Source organism: Pseudofrankia coriaricola, from assembly GCF_001854805.1.
Lineage (GTDB): Bacteria > Actinomycetota > Actinomycetes > Frankiales > Frankiaceae > Pseudofrankia.
The window spans coordinates 103599-122287 of sequence record NZ_MBLO01000235.1; the positions used below are offsets into that span (position 1 = coordinate 103599).

General features: G+C 71.7%; 16 protein-coding genes. 8 read left to right on the top strand and 8 right to left on the bottom strand.

Annotated features, from left to right (window positions below; translation table 11 throughout):
* Positions 1-242: 242 nt before the first annotated feature.
* The gene (locus BCD48_RS30810) at positions 243-1445 is read right to left on the bottom strand and encodes an acyl-CoA dehydrogenase family protein (RefSeq protein WP_071051894.1); all 1203 of its coding nucleotides are present in this window, start codon (positions 1443-1445) and stop codon (positions 243-245) included.
* Positions 1446-1581: 136 nt separating this feature from the next.
* A complete protein-coding gene (locus BCD48_RS30815; protein WP_071051895.1) occupies positions 1582-2712 on the bottom strand; it encodes an acyl-CoA dehydrogenase family protein in 1131 nt (376 codons plus the stop codon).
* Between the two features lie 144 nt (positions 2713-2856).
* Between BCD48_RS30815 and BCD48_RS55080 the strand changes: the two genes are divergently transcribed.
* Positions 2857-2988, top strand: a complete 132-nt coding sequence (locus BCD48_RS55080) for a hypothetical protein (RefSeq protein WP_274536595.1) — start codon at positions 2857-2859, stop codon at positions 2986-2988.
* A 2-nt stretch (positions 2989-2990) separates the two neighbouring features.
* Here the strand turns inward: BCD48_RS55080 and BCD48_RS30820 are convergent, their stop codons facing one another.
* The 4 genes from BCD48_RS30820 to BCD48_RS30835 form a co-directional block, all read right to left on the bottom strand.
* Positions 2991-4013, bottom strand: a complete 1023-nt coding sequence (locus BCD48_RS30820) for an aldo/keto reductase (protein ID WP_071051896.1) — start codon at positions 4011-4013, stop codon at positions 2991-2993.
* 165 nt (positions 4014-4178) lie between these two features.
* Positions 4179-4796 carry a superoxide dismutase family protein gene (locus tag BCD48_RS30825; RefSeq protein WP_083419456.1) on the bottom strand — a complete coding sequence of 206 codons (618 nt, stop codon included), beginning with the start codon at positions 4794-4796 and terminating at the stop codon, positions 4179-4181.
* A gap of 264 nt (positions 4797-5060) precedes the next feature.
* A complete protein-coding gene (locus tag BCD48_RS30830) occupies positions 5061-6455 on the bottom strand; it encodes an ABC transporter substrate-binding protein (protein WP_083419457.1) in 1395 nt (464 codons plus the stop codon).
* Positions 6456-6569: 114 nt separating this feature from the next.
* Entirely contained in the window at positions 6570-7634 is a 1065-nt protein-coding gene (locus BCD48_RS30835) for an NAD(P)H-dependent amine dehydrogenase family protein (RefSeq protein ID WP_071051898.1), read from the bottom strand.
* A gap of 620 nt (positions 7635-8254) precedes the next feature.
* Between BCD48_RS30835 and BCD48_RS30840 the strand changes: the two genes are divergently transcribed.
* Complete coding sequence (locus tag BCD48_RS30840) at positions 8255-9544, top strand: cytochrome P450 (RefSeq protein ID WP_071051899.1); 1290 nt, start codon at positions 8255-8257, stop codon at positions 9542-9544.
* Positions 9545-9693: 149 nt separating this feature from the next.
* The gene (locus BCD48_RS30845) at positions 9694-10299 is read left to right on the top strand and encodes a TetR/AcrR family transcriptional regulator (protein ID WP_071051900.1); all 606 of its coding nucleotides are present in this window, start codon (positions 9694-9696) and stop codon (positions 10297-10299) included.
* A 126-nt stretch (positions 10300-10425) separates the two neighbouring features.
* On the opposite strand, the gene BCD48_RS30850 is transcribed toward BCD48_RS30845, so the two are convergent.
* On the bottom strand, positions 10426-10620 hold the full coding sequence (locus tag BCD48_RS30850) for a DUF4236 domain-containing protein (protein WP_071051901.1): 195 nt from the start codon (positions 10618-10620) through the stop codon (positions 10426-10428).
* A 622-nt stretch (positions 10621-11242) separates the two neighbouring features.
* Between BCD48_RS30850 and BCD48_RS30855 the strand changes: the two genes are divergently transcribed.
* From BCD48_RS30855 to BCD48_RS30870, 4 genes are all read left to right on the top strand, one after another.
* On the top strand, positions 11243-12244 hold the full coding sequence (locus BCD48_RS30855) for an ABC transporter substrate-binding protein (RefSeq protein WP_071051902.1): 1002 nt from the start codon (positions 11243-11245) through the stop codon (positions 12242-12244).
* 2 nt (positions 12245-12246) lie between these two features.
* Positions 12247-13203, top strand: a complete 957-nt coding sequence (locus tag BCD48_RS30860) for an ABC transporter permease subunit (RefSeq protein ID WP_071051903.1) — start codon at positions 12247-12249, stop codon at positions 13201-13203.
* Positions 13203-13994 (top strand): ABC transporter ATP-binding protein, encoded by a 792-nt coding sequence (locus tag BCD48_RS30865; RefSeq protein WP_071051904.1) that lies wholly within the window; start codon positions 13203-13205, stop codon positions 13992-13994. Before BCD48_RS30860 ends, BCD48_RS30865 begins: the two co-directional genes overlap by 1 nt.
* 122 nt (positions 13995-14116) lie before the next feature.
* Positions 14117-15322, top strand: a complete 1206-nt coding sequence (locus tag BCD48_RS30870; protein WP_071051905.1) for an alpha-hydroxy acid oxidase — start codon at positions 14117-14119, stop codon at positions 15320-15322.
* 87 nt (positions 15323-15409) lie between these two features.
* On the opposite strand, the gene BCD48_RS30875 is transcribed toward BCD48_RS30870, so the two are convergent.
* Complete coding sequence (locus tag BCD48_RS30875) at positions 15410-16042, bottom strand: TetR/AcrR family transcriptional regulator (protein ID WP_071051906.1); 633 nt, start codon at positions 16040-16042, stop codon at positions 15410-15412.
* A 497-nt stretch (positions 16043-16539) separates the two neighbouring features.
* On the opposite strand from BCD48_RS30875, the gene BCD48_RS30880 reads away from it, so the two are divergent.
* Positions 16540-18597 (top strand): NAD(+) synthase, encoded by a 2058-nt coding sequence (locus tag BCD48_RS30880; RefSeq protein WP_071051907.1) that lies wholly within the window; start codon positions 16540-16542, stop codon positions 18595-18597.
* Positions 18598-18689: the final 92 nt, after the last annotated feature.

The window sequence follows — 18689 nt, forward strand, 5'->3', positions numbered from 1 at the left end:
CGGTTCTCGTGTCCATCCTGTTGTCGGCGCCGCCCTGGATCTCCCCGCCGAGGCTGGCTCCTCCCGTCCGGGCCAATCGCCGGCAGGACGAACGGGATTATCACGTTCCATCCGGTCCATGGGCTTTGCCCCACCCGCATGGGGAACTGGATGGTCACCACCAGGCCCAGGCCCGGCGCGAGTCGCCGCGCACCCGGCCGGGTGCGCGGGGCGGGTGTTCCCGGTCAGGCCCGACGGGCGGCTCAGCGGGGGAGGCCGAGCCCCCGCTCGGCGATCGCGTTGCGCTGGATCTCGTCCGTGCCGCCGCCGAGGCGCAGCCCGGGGGCGAACAGCAGCCGCTCGATCCACGGCGCCGCGACCGGGTCGTCGACGGTCGTCGCCGCCATTCCGAGGATGGTGGTCGCGGCGTCGGCGCTGAGCCTGGCGTGCTCGGAGTAGAGCAGCTTCGTCGTCGGCCCGCCGGCCGGCACATGGTGGCCGGCCGCGATCCTGGCCCGCAGCAGGTCAAGCGTCCGCTCCCGGATGACCGCCTGGGCCAGCAGGTCCCGCACGGCGGGGTCGTCGGCGCGGCCGAGCCGCTGGGCGAGCGCGACGAGCTGGGTGGCGGAGCGGGCGCTGGTGCCGCCGCCTATCGCGGCCCGCTCGCTCGCGAGCATCGTGCGCAGCACTGCCCACCCGTCGCCCAGGCCGCCGATCAGCCCCGCCGCGGGGACGGCCACCTCGTCGAGGAAGACCTCGTTGAAGTGGTAGCCGCCGGACATCTGGCGCAGCGGGCGGATGTCGACGCCGAGCTTCGCGAGCTCAAGCACGAAGCAGGACAGGCCGGCGCGGCCGTCCTCCCGGCGGCCGGTGCGGGCGATGAGCAGGGCGTACTCGCTGCAGCCGGCGTTGGACGTCCACACCTTCTGGCCGGTGACCGACCAGCCGCCGTCGTCCCGCGGCGTCGCCTTCGTCTGGACGCTGGCGAGGTCGGAGCCTGCGCCCGGCTCGGAGAGCAGCTGGCACCAGCTGTGCTCGCCCCGCAGGACGGGCGGGAGGTAGGTGGCCCGCTGTTCGGGGGTGCCGTGGGCGAACAGCACCGCCGGGACCATCTCCAGCCCGACGGCGAACATCTTCGTCGACACGCCCCACCTGGCCTGCTCCGCGGCGACGACCTCGTCCTGCCAGGCCGGCGCGCCGCGGCCGCCGCACTCGGCCGGCCAGGACCGGCCGGCCAGGCCCGCGTCGAAGAGCCTTCGCTGCCAGGCGCGGGTCACGTCGATCGCGCGCTGCTCCTGCCGGCGGTACTCCTCGGCCGTCCGCGCGCTGACGACATGGACGGCGGAGAAGTCCTCCGGCGATCCCTTACGCGGCGCGTTGGCGGCGAACCAGGCACGGACCCGGTCCTGGAACTCGGCGCGCCCTTCGACGGCACCCTCGGGTGCCGGTACGGCTGAGGTCGGCATCAGGTCTTCGCCTCCACGCGCGTTCGTAGCCGGATGCCCGGGCCACTCGGACTTTCCACCGTCATTCGGGACCTTCGCTCTTGCTCGGCCGCTCGACGCGACTCGGGCCGCTCGATGCCACTCAGATTGCTCAGGGTCACTCGGGCTGCTCGGCGAGCACCTGCCGGGCCAGGCGCTGCCGGTGGTCCGCGGCGTTGCCGAAGAGCTGCCGCGAGCTGTGCGCCCGCTTCAGGTAGAGGTGCGCGGGGTGCTCCCAGGTGAAGCCGATGCCGCCGTGTACCTGGATGTTCTCGGTGGCCGCCGTGACGTAGGCGTCCCCGCAGCAGGCCTTGGCCAGGCTCGCCGCCAGTGGCAGGTCGGGCGGGCTGCCGGCCGCGGCCCACAGCCCGTAGCGGGCGGCCGAGCGCGCCGTCTCGACGTCGAGATGGATGTTCGCCAGCTTGTGTTTGACGGCCTGGAACGAGCCGATCGGCCGGCCGAACTGGACCCTGCTCTTCGCGTAGCCGACGGCCATGTCGAGGACCCGTGCCGCGCCACCGACCTGCTCGGTGGCGACGGCGACCGCGGCCAGGTCGAGCACGCGCGCCAGCGCCGGCCAGGCCGCGCCCTCGTCGCCGAGCAGCCGGGCCGGGGCGGCGGTGAAGGTGAGGTCGGCCTGCCGGCGGGTCTGGTCGAGCGTGGCCCGCGGCTGCCGGTGCACGCCCGGGGCGTCGCCGTCGACGGCGAACACGCTGGTCCCGGCGTCGGTGCGGGCGGCGACGAGCAGCAACGCCGCGAGGTGCCCGTCGAGCACATGCGCCTTCGTCCCGGTGACGGTCCAGCCGTGCGCGCCGCGGGCGGCCGTGGTGGTGACGGCGTCGGGGCCGTCCCAGCGGCCGGCGGCCTCGGTGAGCGCGAGCGTGGCGATGGTCGTCCCGGCGGCGATGCCGGGGAGGTAGTCGGCGCGGGCCTGCTCGTCGTCCAGCGCGAGCAGCGTCGAGGCGGCCAGGACGACGGTCGACAGCAGCGGCGCGCACAGCAGGGAGCGTCCGGCCTCCTCGAGCACGATGCCGAGCTCGACGAACCCGTAGCCGGCGCCGCCGTGTTCCTCCGGCAGCGTCAGGCCGGCGACGCCGAGCTCACCGGCCAGCCGCCGCCAGGTGTCGGGGTCGTAGCCGTCCGCCGTCTCCATGAGCCGGCGGACCTCCGTCTCCGGCGACGTCTTGTCGAGGAAGTCGCGCACGGTCCGGCGCAGCTCGGCCTGCTCCTGGGTGACAGCGAGGTCCACGTGGTCTTCTTCCTCCGAAGGCGACGACGGCGCTGACGCACGGACCGCGCGTCGCCCGCGGTCACGGCCGTGGGCCCGCCGCGGCCGGGCTCGGGTCCTGCCGGCGAAGCCGAGAACGCGGGCTGGGCGTGCCCACGATAGACGGTGACGACCGTCGATGTCGACATCGACTTCGAGCATGGGGAGTGCGTCGCGCGCGACGGCCGGGATGGCGTGGGCCGGGCCGAGGGTGCCCGGCCCGGCCCACGCCATCGCCCGATCCGCGACCAGCCGTGACGTCAGCGGCGACGGAGAGCCGGCTTGGTGAGGGCCGGCGGGATCCACCCGGCGTCCTCCGGGTTGATGGTGACGCCCGGCGGGACGATCTCGTCGATCCGGTCCAGGGCCGCCTCGTCCAGGGTGATGTCGGCTCCGGTGAGCTGGCTTTCCAGATGGTCCATCGTGCGCGGGCCGATGATCGCCGAGGTCACCGCCGGATGGCGCAGCACGAACGCCAGGGCCAGCTCGATGAGCGTGATGCCCACCTCGGCGGCGAGGTCGCCGAACGCGATGGCGGCGTCGACCTTGCGCCGGTTCTCGGGCACGGACAGGTCGAACCTGTTCGGGACCCGGGACGCCCGGGTGCTCGTGACCTCGCCGCCGTCGCGGGTGTAGCGGCCGGACAGGAAGCCGCCGGCGAGCGGGCTCCACGGCAGCACGCCGAGCCCGTACTTCTGGGCCACCGGCAGCAGGTCGGCCTCGATGCCGCGGACGAGCAGCGAGTACGGCGGCTGCTCGGTGACGAACCGCTCGCGGCCTCGGCGCTCGGCCACCCACTGCGCCTCGACCACCTCGTGCGCCGGGAACGTCGAGCTGCCGAAGTAGCGGATCTTGCCGGCGCGGACGAGGTCGGTGAGCGCGCCGAGCGTCTCGTCGATCTCGGTCGACGGGTCGGGCCGGTGCACCTGGTAGAGGTCGATCCAGTCGGTGCCGAGGCGCCGCAGGCTGTTCTCCACCTCGGCGACGATCCAGCGGCGGGAGAGGCCGCGCTGGTTGGGCCCGGGCCCCATCGGCATGTACAGCTTGGTCGCGAGCACGACGTCGTCGCGGCGGCCGGCCAGCGCCTTGCCGACGATCTCCTCCGACTCGCCGGCGGAGTAGACGTCCGCCGTGTCGATGAAGTTGATGCCGGCGTCCAGCGCCCGGTTAATGATCTTTATCGAGTCGTCGTGGTCCTGGTTGCCCCAGGCCCCGAACATCATCGCGCCCAGGCAGAGCGGGGAGACCCGCACGCCGGTGCGACCGAGTACGCGATAGTCCATGTGCGGTAAGCATGTGCCGGCGAGTAACCCGACGCAAACGGGACCGGTTGTCGATCAAGCTGGTCATACGGGCGGGCGGCCGGGCCGCGGTCGCGTCGGCTGTCACCGACGCGACCGCGACCCGGCCGAAGCCGACTGACGACGCCACCGGACCAGCGGTGCCGGCTAGAGGTTCACGCAGGCGAGCCGTGCGCCGGCGGTGCCCGCGTGGCCCGGGTCGGTGGCGGTGTGCTGCGCGTGGATCACGATCGACTTGTGCGGCCGGTCGCTGAAGGTCCAGGGGACGGTGGACTCCACATGGGCCGAGCCGGTCGCGTCCGTGGTGAAGTCCAGCCAGATCTCGTTGCTTGGATTGGCGTAGTCCGGGTTCACCGACGGCTGCTTGGGGTCGACCTTGTTCTGGTAGTGCGGGCCGGCCGCCTCTGGGTTCTCGCCGCACGCGTTGGCGTGCACGTGCGCGCCGAAGTGCTGGTTCGCGGGCAGGCCGCGGACCGTGAGCAGGGTGAGGGTCTGGCCGGTGGTCTGCACCAGCACGACGGCGACATCCGAGTCGACCGGGACGCGCGTCGGGTCGTAGGTGACGGCCTTGGCGCCCGGGCCGTACCGGGTGAACTCGTCGAGCACGACCGTAGGCGGAGCCGACAGGGCGGGCAGGGGCGACGGCGTGGACGTCGCGCCCGGGGTGGAGGCCGCGGGGGAGAGCGAGGTCTGCGCGGCGGCGGCTGGCGGGCTCGTCGAGGAGCCGCAGGCGGCGAGCGCCAGCGGGACGAGTGCGATGATCATGCCGGTCGTGGCGCGTGAGCTTCTCGTACAGCGCATGGAGCGACTCTGTGTCACTCAGACCTAAACGTAAAGTAGGCGCTCGGGCGCACCACGTGGTGGATCACAAATCGTGCGTCCTCGGCCCGGGCACCCGCCGACCCGCGGGGTGGGCGGCGCTGCGGTGGCGGCGGTCGCCGCGTGGAACGACGCGACCGCCTAGAGGGCCAAAGGATGTGCGAAAATGATCTTCCTTCGCACATCCGGCGGCCGTTGTCCCCAGGATCACTAGTGCTCCAGCCGGTGGCCGCACCAGCGGTCGCGGTTGGCGGGGTCGGCGTTCGGGTCGGGGACGACGTCGTAGCCCGTGCCGGCGGGGTTGACCCGCATGAAGGTGTAGCAGAGGGCCATCTGACCGAAGTCCTTCGTCATGTCGACGGGGCCGGGCAGCAGCCCGCTGGCGTCGAACTTGCTGGCGCGCAGGGTGTCGATGAACTGGGCGCGGGTCGGGCAGGGGCCGGCCTTATCCAGGCCGGAGAGGAACAGGTCGGTGATGATGTAGGTGACGAAGGCGAGCTCCTGGTCCGGAGGCCGCAGCTCGGGGGCGTACTCGGCCATCGCGTCCAGATAGGTCTGGTGGGCCGGGCCGCCGATCTCGGCGGGAACGTAGGTGACCGCCGCGCTCAGCCCGCCGAGCGTCTGGCCATACTGGTCGATGAGCGCCTTGTCATAGCCGCTGGGCGCGAGCACGACCTTCACCGGCGCGCCGGCCTCCCGGATACCGCGCATGACCTCGGCCAGGTTGCTGCCGGCGAGTACGGCGATCACCACGTCGGCCTGGGCGGCGCGCAGCTGCTGGCCCAGCTGCATGGGGCTGGTGACGCTCGGGTTGTAGACGAAGCGGCCGGGCACAGTCGGGATGCCCGCGGCCGCCAGGCTGACACTCATCCGCGACCCGATGTCGTTTCCGGTCGACGTGACGTCGCTCTGGATCACGGCCGCCCGGGTACCGCCCTGGGTCTTCGCGTAGTCGCCGAAGGTGGAGACGGACGGGCCGTCCGTGAACAGGTACGTGTAGGCGAACATGTTGCGGTAGCGAGGGTCCGCCCAGAATGCCTCAGCCGCTATCCCCGCCACCGGGATGCCGCGTGCGCGGAGGTAGTCCGCGCCGCCGAAGGCGCTCACGGATGCCTCGACGAGCCCGAAGACGTCCTGCTTCTCGACGAGATCGCGCACGGCCTCCAGGTTCTGGCCGCTCGCGCTGACGTCGTCGCGCCAGGAGTAGACCAGCTTGCGGCCGTGTATCCCGCCGGCCGCGTTCGCCTGCCCGATCCGCGCGAGGAAGCCGCTCATGGACGCGGCGAGCGAACTGGCGACCGCGCCGCTGTCGGGATAGACGAAGCCCAGCCGGATCTCGTCGTCGCTGTATCCGGGCGTGTCGCAGGCCGCGCGGGCGCTGCCGCCCGCGCCGCCGCCGGCCACCGCGCAGCCGGCGGCCAGCGCCGTGACCATCGCGGCGGCGGCCAGCGCCGTGCGCCGTGGCCGGCGATGCCGAGGCCCGCCCCGGTCTTCGCTGCCCTCTGGGCCGCCCGCGGCAGCCGGCGGGCCCGGGCGTCCGTGACGTGGCCGGGCTCGTCGGGGGCTGGGTAACTCGCCTGGCGTCCCCGGGTCGCTGTCGTTCATCGTCGCCTCGATTCGGTGTGCCGACGCTGCTCGAATCTCGAATGAGAGTGCTCACGACAGCGTGGGCACTCCCGCCGCGGGCTCACCCTTCTCGGCGGCCCGCTTCCGCTCCCGTCAGCGCTTCGCCTTCAGCCGCGAGGTGACCGGCGGCAGATCGGCGTAGGTGACGATGCCCGACGGGGCGGCCACGACGGCGGGGATGGCGTTGACGACCGGCATGGCGGTGATCATCGAGCCCATCGCGGACGCGTCCTCGAGCGTGAAGGTGGAGATGTCTGCCGGCAGGACGTCGACGCGCAGGTTGATCTGCGGTGTGCCGCGCACCTCGATGAGGTACGCCATCGCGATGTCCCACGCCGGTTCGAGGTCGGCCGCGACCGTCCAGCGGACCTGCGCCTCGACGACGTCGACGCCGGCGTCGGAGCCGATCCAGCGGACGTCGATACCGGCGACGCTGCCGCGCTTCACGGCCCGGCCGGGGACGTCGGCGTCGCTGGCCGCGTGGGCGAACTGGACCTCGCAGCGGATGTCGTCGAGCGGCAGGCCGAGATGGGCGGCGATCGACTCGACCGCGTCGCCGAACACCGCCGTCGCCTTCTCGATGTCGTCGGCGTGGCCGGGCTCGCCGGCCGGGCTGCCCCAGCCGAGCTCGTCCTGGTTCGCGTCCGCGGCCCAGAGCCCGATGTTGAACGACTCGGTGACCCGGACGTAGTTGACCTCCCGGCACGGTCCCGAGGCCACCGTGGCGATGTACTCGGCGAAGCCGGGGTTGATGCCGCTGCCGAAGAGGCTCGCGTTGCCGGCGAGGGCGGCCTTCTGCAGCGCGGCGCGCGTCTCGGGCCCGTAGGCACGGCCGGTGATGAATCCGGCGGTGGAGACGACGTTGACGCCGGCACCGAGCAGACGGGTCAGATGATCCACGTCCGGGTGCAACGGCATGTAGACGACACAGTCGGGCTGTAAGGCGATGATGGCCTCGATGTCGTCGGTGGCGGCGACACCGAGGGTACGTCCGAGTTCTGTGAGGTCACCGACGTCCTGGCCGACCTTCTCCTTGCTGAAGGCATAGACACCGACGAGCTCGAGGTCCGGGCGTTCGACGATCGCCTTGACGGCCTCGCGAGCCACCTTTCCCGTCGTCCATTGCACGATCCGCAGGGGAGGTCCGGCCATCGTCATGAATCTTCTCCTCTGCCGCGAGGGGGACGGCGTTGGTACTCGGTTTAGAAACGTCGGACCGCCGCGCTGTTGACTCTGAGGCCCGACCATGACGGCCTCAGCCAACGCCATCTTGGGCGGTCGCCCAATTTGCTCGCCCGGTGTCTAACACATGTCCACCGGGTCGGCAAGCCCGACCGTTGCGAACCGCGATCGCATTCCCGTTCGGCCGGGTGGAAGCGACGGCGGCCGCGGTGGGCGGGAGTCATGGCGAGTCGGTGGCGCCGGCCTCATCGCCGGCTGCGCCAGATCTTCGCACGCGGCCGCATGTTGCTGCACCCGGTGCCATGGATAGGGCCGGCGCGGCGCTCGCCGCTGGCCCGGGGCGGCCCGATGCGCGTCGGCGCGGTCGGGTGGTCGTTCACCACCTCCGCGCGCTGACCTGGGTCTTCCATCGGTCCATCTCGCGCGGGCTGGCTCGGGGGGACGGAGTCCATGGCTGAGCCGTGGGGTGAGAGTAGTGATTCCGGGCGCTGCTTGCGGGCCGGGCTGGGCGTGTGCTAAAAATTCGTCAATCGCAGTTTTGGCGACCGCCCAAGACCCCTGGATATCGCGTGTCCGAAGCCTGGAAGGCGGCTGGGATGACCGACTGGACCACCATCGACTTCTTCAACGACGAGTCGCTTGTCGAAGACCCGTACTCCTACTTCGACGACCTGCGCGCGGCGTGCCCGGTGCTCCCGCTGCCCCACCTCGGCGTGGTGGCCGTTACGGGTTATGACGAGGCGCACGAGGTGTACCGCGACGTCGACACATTCTCGTCGTGCAACTCGGTGATCGGTCCGTTCGCGACGTTCCCGGTGCCGCTTGAGGGCGACGACGTCGGTGAGATCATCGACCGTTACCGGGACCAGATCCCGATGAACGAGCACATGGTCACCATGGACCCACCGATGCACACCCGCGAGCGGGCGCTGGTGATGCGGATGCTCACGCCGAAACGGCTGCAGGAGAACGAGAGTTTCATCTGGCGGCTCGCCGGCCTGCAACTGGACGAGTTTCTCGCGGACGGTCGGTGCGAGTTCATCCGCGCGTTCGCGCAGCCGTTCGCGATGCTGACGGTGGCGGACGTGCTGGGCGTGCCCGAGGCCGACCACGAGCGGTTCCGGGTGGGCTTTGGCCTGTCCGCGAGCCCGGGGCAGGTTGGCGCAGGCGGCTCGCGGGACGGGGAGCTGAACGCGCTCGGGTGGCTGGACAGCTGGTTCGCCGAGTACATCAAGGACCGGCGGCGCGACCCGCGGGGCGACGTGTTGACGCAGATGGCGGCGGCGACCTACCCGGACGGGAGCGTCCCAGAGGTGACCGCGGTCGTCCGGGCCGCCACGTTCCTGTTCGCCGCCGGGCAGGAGACCACCGCGCGGCTGCTCGGGGCGGTGCTGAAATACCTGGCCGAGCACCCCGACGTCCAGGACGAGCTTCGGGAGCACCCGGAGCTCATCCCGGACCTCATCGAGGAGACGCTGCGCATCGAGAGCCCGGTGAAGACCGACTTCCGCCTCGCCCGGCGCGCCACGACCATCGGCGGCGTCGATGTGGCGGCGGGGACGCCGGTCATGCTGCTCAACGGCGCCGCCAACCGCGATCCCCGGCAGTTCGAATGCCCGGCCGAGTTCCGAGTCGACCGTAAGAACGTCCGCCAGCACATCGCATTCGGCAGGGGAGTCCACTCCTGCCCCGGCGGCCCGCTGGCCCGCGTCGAAGGCCGCATCAGCCTCGAACGCATCCTCGCCCGCACCCGAGACATCCGGCTGTCCGAGGAGCACCACGGCCCGGCCGAGGCGCGGCGCTTCAAGTACGAGCCGACCTGGATACTGCGCGGCCTGACCGAGCTCCACCTGGAGTTCACCCCCGTCGAGGGCGGCGCCCGATGAGCCGGATCGCCGTCCTCACCAGCGGTGCCCGGGGCCTCCGTCCCGGCCGTTCCGGTCACCATGGTGATCGACGGGTGCTGATAATCTGACCGGCACGACACGGTGTGAACCGTGCGGAACTAGCCGTCGCACCGCGATATGAAGGACAGATGGTAAGCCAGGGTCGGACTGCTTCAGCGGAGTCGGGGAGGCGTGAGCAGCTGCTCGACGCCGCGGAGCGGTTGCTGCTGGAGGAAGGTTACGCGTCCGTCACCTCGCGCCGGGTCGGCGCGCGGGCTGGCCTCACACCCCAGTTGGTGCATTACTACTTCCAGACGATGGACGACCTGTTTCTGCAGGTGTTCCGGCGGCGCGCGGACGTGGGCCTGGAGCTCCTGCGGGAGGTGCTCGGTTCCCGGCCGACACTGCGGCAGCTCTGGGAGCTGCGCGACACCGGCGTGACGAACTCCAGGTTCAACATGGAGTTCATGGCTCTGGCCAACCACCGCAAGGCGATCCGGTCCGCGATCATCGACTACTACCAGCGTTATCGCCAGCTCCAGCTCGACGCGTTCACGGTCGCGCTCACCGACCTCGGAGTTCCACCTGAACGGTGCCCGCCACTGGTCGCGCAGGTGGCGATGATAGGCATGACCCAGATCATGACAATCGACGTCGATCTGGGTATCGCCGCCGACTACGAGGCCGTCGACGCCTTCATCCGTGCCCAGATCGAAGAACTCGCCAGCGGGCGGCCGCGGCCCCGTCACGCCTGATACGGAGAGCGGCCGGCGTGTTTTTCTCTCCCCGGGAGGACGGCGCGGGGCCGGTTACGAGCGCCGGCCGGCGGGCGGGCGTGCCCTGGGTTACGGGCCACGCCCACCGGCCGGCGGTGATGATCGTTATCGGCGGGAGCTTTCGCGCCGGTAGGAGAACGGGCCGGGAAGGTCGACGCTGGACAGGCCGCGCCGGCGGTTCTTCGACCAGACCCGCCAGGAGACACGTCCGAGTTTGAGCGTGACCGATGACACCCCGTTCTCGCTCACGTTCACGTGAAAAGGACCGTAGTGGGGGCGGCGGGTATAGCGCAGGCCCATGTCAGCGCTCCAGAACATACAAGGATGTGCTCCGAGAGGAACACCGCGCCGGCCGTCGGCGACGATGATCCTCGGGTTCCCCGCTTTCGCCGCGTTAACCCTTTGGGCGGCCATCCGGTTGCCACGGCCCGCCGGATCGTTTCCCGAGGAGCGTTCCAGTGCGGCGCGTCACTGGGGGAGAGGTCGTGGCGGCCGGGTGACGACGTGTCGACCGTCGGTGACCACCCGCCGCCGGTGCCGTCGGCCGACTGGCGACTGGCGACTGACACTGTCGGGCCGGCGACTGTGGCCGCGTCCATTGCCGCGGCCGCGTGGCCCGTTGGCGTGATCGCCGTTTGCGCCCTCTGGTGGTCGCGAAGGGGCTGCGGATATGACCCGCAGAGGGCAGAAATCGTGATCATGCCAGGCGGCGGAACGAGGTCAACCTTGCCGGGGTTGGCAATGATCCCCCCGCCCATTGCGTAATGGGGGAGAAGCTATCGGTGGGCGACGAGGTAGTAGGCCCGAGATATAGGCACCCTATGTGAGCGAGTCGTTACGCAAGCGCTCATAGATCTTCATTCCCGAGAAACATAGCGCTCCGACTCTGACTTGAGAAGAACTTCTCAGATCTGGAGGTGGGATGAAGATCAGAACGTCGCGCCGCCGCTGGGCGGCGGGCGCGCTTCTCGGCGTGATCGGCATGATCGGCGTGAGCGCCGCCGCGGGCTGCGGAAGCTCGCCCGGACCGGAGAGCCCGTCGGCCCCGGGCTCGGCGGCGGTCAAGGTCAGCATCTTCGAGGTCGCTCAGGCCGACGTCGTCACCACGCTGGAGACGGCGTTCAAGAAGGAGCTCGCGGCGAGGCTCGCCGGCCGGCCGGTCAGCTTCGACGTCACCAACGCGAACGGCGATCCGTCGCTGATCCAGAGCATCGCCCGCAACCTGGCCCGGTCCGACGCCTCGCTGATCGCGGTGATCGGTACCCCGGCCGTCATCGCCATGGCCCAGCAGGACAAGACCCATCCGATCATCGCGCTCGCGATGGGCGACCCGGTGGGCGGCAAGGTCGCGGACAGCCTCGACCACCCGGGGCACAACGTCACCGGCACCATCGACTTCGTCGATCCGGCCAAGCTGCTCGACGAACTGGCCAAGGTGACCCCACAGCCCCGGCGGATCGGAACGATCTACGACCCGTCGAACGAGAACAGCCAGGTCTGGGTGGCCCAGCTGCGGGCGGCGACCAAGGCGCGGCCCGGGATGTCACTGGTCGAGGCGACCGTGGCCGGCGCCGGCGACGTGCAGAGCGCCGCCCGCTCCCTCATCGGCCGGACCGACACGATCCTCGTCGGGCCCGATGCGGCCGTGGCCTCGGGAGTCGCCGCGGTCGGCGCGGTCGCCCTGTCGAACAAGATCCCGCTGTACCTGACCTCGGGCGACGCGGCGACCACCGGGGTGCTCGCCACCCTCGGCCCGAGCTACGCCGATCTCGGCGCCGCGTCGGCCGGCGTCGCCTCGATGGTCCTCGACGGGGCCAAGCCGGCCGACACCCCGTTCGGCCGGCCGGGTGCGCTCGAATGGGGCGTCAACCGCTCGACGCTGGGCACGCTCGGCGTGGCCCTCCCGCCCGCGGCGATGGGGTAGCCATGCGGTACCTCCTCACCGACACCCTGATCGCGGGCCTTCCGCTGCTGCCGGTCGTCATGGGCATCTACCTGGTGGTCCGCATCCGCCAGGACTTCGACCTCACCGTCGACGGCAGCTTCACCCTCGGCGGCGCGCTCACCGCCCTGCTGCTGGGCCACGGCGTCGGTGTGCCGCTGGCGATGCTGGCCGCCGTGGCCGGGGCGGCCGTGGCCGGGCTGGTGACCACCGGGCTGCATCTGGCGCTGCGGATCCCGGTCATCCTGGCCGGTCTGGTCATGAGCATCGGGATGACGACGCTGAACCTGCGCGTCCTGGGCCGGCCGTCGATCAGCCTGGGCGACGGCGGCACCCTGTTCAGCGGGCTGGCTGGCCTCGCTCCGGGCGTCCGGGACTGGCTCACCATCGCCATCCTCGCCGCGTTCGCCAGCGTGTTCCTGGCCGCGGTCGGATACCTGCTGCTGACCGAGATCGGCCTGGCGCTGCGGGCCACCGGGGTCAACGCCCGGATGGCCCGGGCCCAGGGCGTCGACGACCGGCGCTCGCTCGCGCTGTGCCTGGCGTTGGCCAACGCCAGCGCAGGGCTGTCCGGCGCGCTGACGGTGCAGTCCCAGGGCTTCGCCGACTCCGCGACCGGCACCGGCACGCTGCTGGCCGGCGTCGGCGCGGTGATGCTGGGCGAGCTGATTGCCCGGCCGGGCGGGGCGTCCCGGGTCGGCCGGGTGCTCGTCGCCGTGGCCGTCGGCACACTGCTGTACCGGCTGGTCCTGGTCGGCGCGCTGCGCGCCGGGCTGCAGGCGACCGACCTGGCCGGCATCACCGCGCTCACCCTGGTCGCGGCGGTCGCGCTCAACCGCTACCTGCCCGAGCTCGGTCGGTCGCTCGGCCGGGTCGGCACGGCCGCCCGCCACCCCCGTGGCGCCCTGGAGGCCTCGGCGACGGCGAAGGAGGCGGGCTGATGCTGCGACTGGACGGCGTCCGCCTGGTGCACAACCCGGGTACCCCGACCGAGGTCGTCGCGCTCGACCACGTCGACCTGGAAATCCCAGCCGGTCAGTTCGTCACCGTCGTCGGCAGCAACGGCGCCGGCAAGAGCAGCCTGGTGGGCGTGGTGGCCGGAGCGCACCGGCCGAGCCGCGGCCGGGTGCTGCTCGACGGGCGGGACGTGACCCGGCTGCCCGACCACGCCCGCGCCGCGGCGGTCGCGAGGGTGTTCGACGACCCACTCGCCGGCACCGCGCCCGAACTCTCCCTGGCCGACAACCTGGCGCTTGCCGGCGCCCGCGGGCGCCGGCGCCGGCTGCTGCCCGCCATCACCCGCGGCCGGCGGGCGGCGATGCGCGACGACCTCGCCATGCTCGGCCTGGGCCTGGAACGACGCCTCGCGGACCCGGTCGCGCTCCTGTCCGCCGGACAGCGCCAGAGCGTGACCATGCTGATGGCCGGACTGCGCCAGCCCCGGCTGCTGCTGCTCGACGAGCACCTGGCGGCGTTGGACCCCCGGACCCGAGACCGGGTGCTCGACCTCACGGTCCGGACGCATCAGCGGCTGGGCTGCGCGTCGCTGATGATCACGCACAGCATGCGGCACGCGATCGAGGTGGGTGACCGGCTGCTGGTGATGGCCCGGGGCGGCGTCGTCTACGACGTCGCCGGCCAGCGGAAGGCGGCGCTGACGCCGGCCGGCCTGGTCGACATCATCTCCGGGCTCGGAGACGCGCCGTCGGACCGCCAGCTGCTCGCCGGCTGACCCGGCTCGCCGACGTCGGTGCCCCCGGGAACAGGGGATCTTCGGGGGCCTGTGGACGCGCGGCGCGCCAGGAGCGGCCGCCCACGGTCCCGTCAGCTGATCAGAAAGGAGTGGAGTGACCCGTGACAGCCGCTGACGCCTCGGCCCCGGCCGGAGCCACGCGGTCCGGCGCCTCGCCGGCCGCGGCCACGCAGGCCGAGCCGGGCACGGACCCGTTCGTCTCCTTCACCTCGTCCGACCGGTTCGCCACGGTCGGGGAGATCTACGAGGCGGCCCGCCGCGCGCTGCCCCCGCCGGTCTGGGACTTTCTCGACGGCGGCTCGGGCGGCGAGCAGACGCTGCGGGCGAACCTGTCGTCGTTCGAGCGCTGGTCGGTGCTGCCCCGGCTGATGACCGGCGCGGGCGAGCCGGACCTGGCCAGGAGCTTCCTCGGCATCGAGCTGTCGATGCCGGTAATGACGAGCCCTTTCGGCGCCGACCGGCTGCTGCACCGGGACGGCCACCTCGCCGTCGCCCGGGCGAACGCCAAGGCCGGGGTGGCCTCGATCGTCCCGGAGGCCGGCTCGTACTCCTGGGAGGAGGTGACGATGGCGGCCCCGGGCGCGGCCCGGATCGCCCAGCTGCACCCGATGGGCAACCCGGCGAACTTCGCCGCGATGCTGCGGCGGGCCGCCGACCTGGGCTTCTCCGCCCTCTGCCTCACCCTGGACTGCCCGACCGCCGGCTGGCGGGAGCGCAACATGCGCAACCGGTTCGACGTCGACGTCGACGTCGACGTGGTCAGCGGCAACTACCCGCACGCCGGCCCGGCCGACCTGGCCGACACCCTCGGCCAGCTGTTCGTCCGCCGGGAGCCGATCTGGACCTGGGACGAGCTGGCCGGGCGGATGGCCGGCTCGCCGCTGCCCTGGCTCGCCAAGGGCATCCTCACCGGCGCCGACGCCGTGGCGGCCGCGCGGGCCGGCGCCGCCGGGATACTGGTGAGCAACCACGGCGGCCGCCAGCTCGACGCGGTGCCGGCGGCGCTCGACCAGCTCCCGGAGATCGTGGCGGCGCTCGGCGGGCGGGTGCCGGTCGCGCTGGACTCGGGGGTCCGCCGGGGCGGGGACGTCGTCAAGGCGCTGGCGCTCGGCGCGGATGTCGTGGTCATCGGCCGGGCGGCGGCCATGGCGCTGGCCGCCGGCGGTGAGGAGGGAGTCGGACGGCTGCTCGAGCTGTTCCGCGAGGAGATCTCGACGACGGTCAAGCTCCTGGGCGCGACCGGCGTCGACGGGCTGACCAGCGAGATGATCACGTCGGCCGCGGGGCGGGCGGTGCCGGGCTGGTAGGCGGCACGGCGGCCGGGACCGGGGCGGCTGGTCAGGCGGCCGGGGCGGTCCGCCGGCCGGGCCCCGCCCGGCGGCCTGGATCCCGATTCAGCCGATGATCCCGGCCGGCCGGCCGAGGGCGCGCAGGACACTACCGGTCAGCTCCGTCGCGATCCGCTCGGCCGGCCAGCCCAGGCTGTCGTGCAGGTCGACGACCACCCGCTCGTCGAACACGGTGACCCAGAGGAGCACCCCGTATTCGGCGGAGGTGGGAGGGATGCCCCCGGCGTCGGTCAGCGCGGCCAGCATCGGCGCGAGCGCGCCGAACAGCCGTGCGATCACCGGGTCGCCCGTGCGCAGCCGTTGCAGGAAGCCACGGTAGGACCGGACGTGTACCACGGCCGGGCCCCAGCCCACGGCTTCCTGGACCCACAGCTCACACACGTCGACGAACCGGCGCAGCGCGTCCGGCCCGGCCGGCACAGCTTCCATGCGGGTGACCAGGCGCTCGACGAGCTGCGTGTAGTAGGCGTCGAGGGCCGCGTCGACGTCCGGGAAATGCCGGTAGGCGGTGGCTGTCGACACGCCGGCCTCGGCCGCCAGCTCGATCAGGCTGAAACGCCCGCCCTGCTTCGCGAGCAATCTTTCGGCTGCTTCCAGGAGATCCCGCCGGCTGGCCAGGAAATCCCGGCGAATCCGGCGGCCCCGTGGTTCCTCGGCACGGGCCGAACTGCTCGCCATGGACACGGCGAATTATCCTTCCCGTCGCTCGGGATCCGCCTGGTGAGGCGGGCTGTTGGTAAATAGTAACATGCCGCCAATGAAGGCCGATATTTCTTCGCATAACCTGGGCGGCCACCGCCCGCGCCGCGAATACAAATTCGGCGCCGGTGGGCCATTCGGCGCTTTCCTGATTGATTCTGGCGCGAGAGGCCAAGAGGCCAGTGATTCGACGGGAGCGAGTTCCTGAACGCCCGGCATTGATCGCCGTTGCTGCCCTCTGGTGGTCGTCAACGAGATCGGATCGCGGCCACCGCGGGGCACGATTGGCGATCAAGCCACCGCCGGCATCCGCTCCGCTTCAAGATCAGCTGGCGGACTCGTGGCCGCCCTGGACGATTCGCCGGCCACACCAGCAGCTGACCGGCGGGCCAGACTCGCGAGGATAGAGGTGAGCCGGCCAGGCCGCCAGCTGCTCGGGCACTCGGGCCGGACCCGTGACACCACCTGGAGATGATGTGAGTCAGCGCGCGTTTGGGGCCATCCACAGCCATGGGCTGGTCCGGGTCGCGGCGGCGACCCCGCTGGTCGCGACCGCCGACCCGGCGCGCAACGCGGACGCGACGATCATGCTGGCCCGCGAGGCGGACGCGGACGGCGTCGATGTCGTCGTCTACCCGGAGCTCGGCCTGTCCTCCTACGCGATCGACGACCTGCACCTGCAGGACGCGCTGCTGGACGCCGTCGAGGACGCGGTGGCGCAGGTGCGCGACGCCTCCCGGGGCCTCGCCCCGCTGCTGCTCGTCGGCGCGCCGCTGCGCCGGCGCGGCCGGCTGTACAACACCGCGCTGGCGATCTCGCACGGCCGTGTCCTCGGGGCGGTGCCGAAGACGTTCCTGCCCAACTACCGGGAGTATTACGAGAAGCGCTGGTTCGCGCCCGGCGCCGGCGTCGTCGGCGAGGAGATCTCGGTCGCCGGCCAGACGGTGCCCTTCGGGACCGACCTGATCTTCGCGGCGACGGACCTGCGCGAGTTGGTGGTCGGCATCGAGATCTGCGAGGACTACTGGGGCCCCATCCCGCCGTCGTCCTACCAGGCGATGGCCGGCGCCACGCTGCTCGCCAACCTCTCGGCGTCGAACATCGTGGTGGGCAAGTCCGCGGAGCGCGCCCTGCTGTCCGCGGCCCAGTCGGCCAGGGCGATGGCGGCCTACGTCTACTCGGCGGCGGGCACCGGCGAGAGCACCACCGACCTGTCGTGGGACGGCCAGGGCACGATCCACGAGCTCGGGGACCTGCTCGCCGAGTCCGAACGGTTTGCCGAGACACCGCAACTGCTGGTCGCCGATGTCGACCTCGCGCGGGTACGGCTGGAGCGGATGCGCACCCCGACGTTCAACGACAACGCGATCCATGCGGACCACCCCGAGCGCCGGTTCCGGACCGTCGAGTTCGAGCACCGGCCGCACCGGCTTGATGTCGGGCTGAAGCGCCGGCAGCGTCGCTTTCCCTACGTCCCCGACACAGCCGAACGGCTCGACCTCGACTGCTATGAGGCGTTCAACATCCAGGTACACGGCCTCGCCCGGCGTTTCCGGTCGACGGGCGGGAAGACGATGGTGATCGGGGTCTCCGGCGGCCTCGACTCCACGCACGCGCTGATCGTCGCGGCGAAGGCCTGCGACCGGCTCGGGATCCCGCGCTCGTCCATCCTCGCGTTCACCCTGCCCGGCTTCGCCACGGGGGAGAAGACCAAGGCCAACGCCTGGGCGCTGATGCGCGCGCTCGGCGTCGAGGCGGCGGAGATCGACATCCGCCCCGCGGCCCGCCAGATGCTCAACGACCTGGGGCACCCGGCCGCCGCGGGCGAGCCCGTGTACGACGTGACCTTCGAGAACGTCCAGGCTGGCCTGCGTACCGACTACCTGTTCCGGCTGGCGAACCAGCGCGGCGGGTTCGTGATCGGCACCGGCGATCTCAGCGAACTGGCGCTCGGCTGGTGCACCTACGGCGTCGGCGACCAGATGAGCCACTACGCCGTCAACGCGGGCGTGCCCAAGACGCTCATCCAGTACCTCATCCGCTGGACCATCGTCTCCGGGCAGTTCGACGAGGCGACCGGACACCTGCTTGACGAGATCGTCGGTACGGAGATCTCACCCGAACTGGTACCCGCCGACGAGGAGACGGGCGCGATGCAGAGTACAGAGGACCGCATCGGCCCCTACGAGCTGCACGACTTCTTCCTCTACCACATCCTGCGCTACGGGCTGCCGCCGTCGAAGGTCGCGTTCCTGGCCTGGCATGCGTGGCGCGACGCCGACGCCGGCCGCTGGCCGGCCGGCTTCCCTGAGGACCGCCGGCACGCCTACGACCTGCCGACGATCACACACTGGCTGGAGGATTTCCTCCAGCGCTTCTTCCAGCTTTCCCAGTTCAAGCGCTCCGCGCTGCCCAACGGCCCCAAGGTGACCTATGGCGGCACGCTGTCGCCGCGAGGCGACTGGCGCGCTCCCTCCGACGGGAACGCCACCGTGTGGTTGGCGGAGCTGCGACGCAACGGCCCGAAGTTCTAAAGTCTGGGCGGCGGGACTGTCTCATCCTGGGGTACTTTGGCTGCCACAGGTTCGGAGGAGGGCCAGATTGACCACCGTCGGCGCCCGTCGCG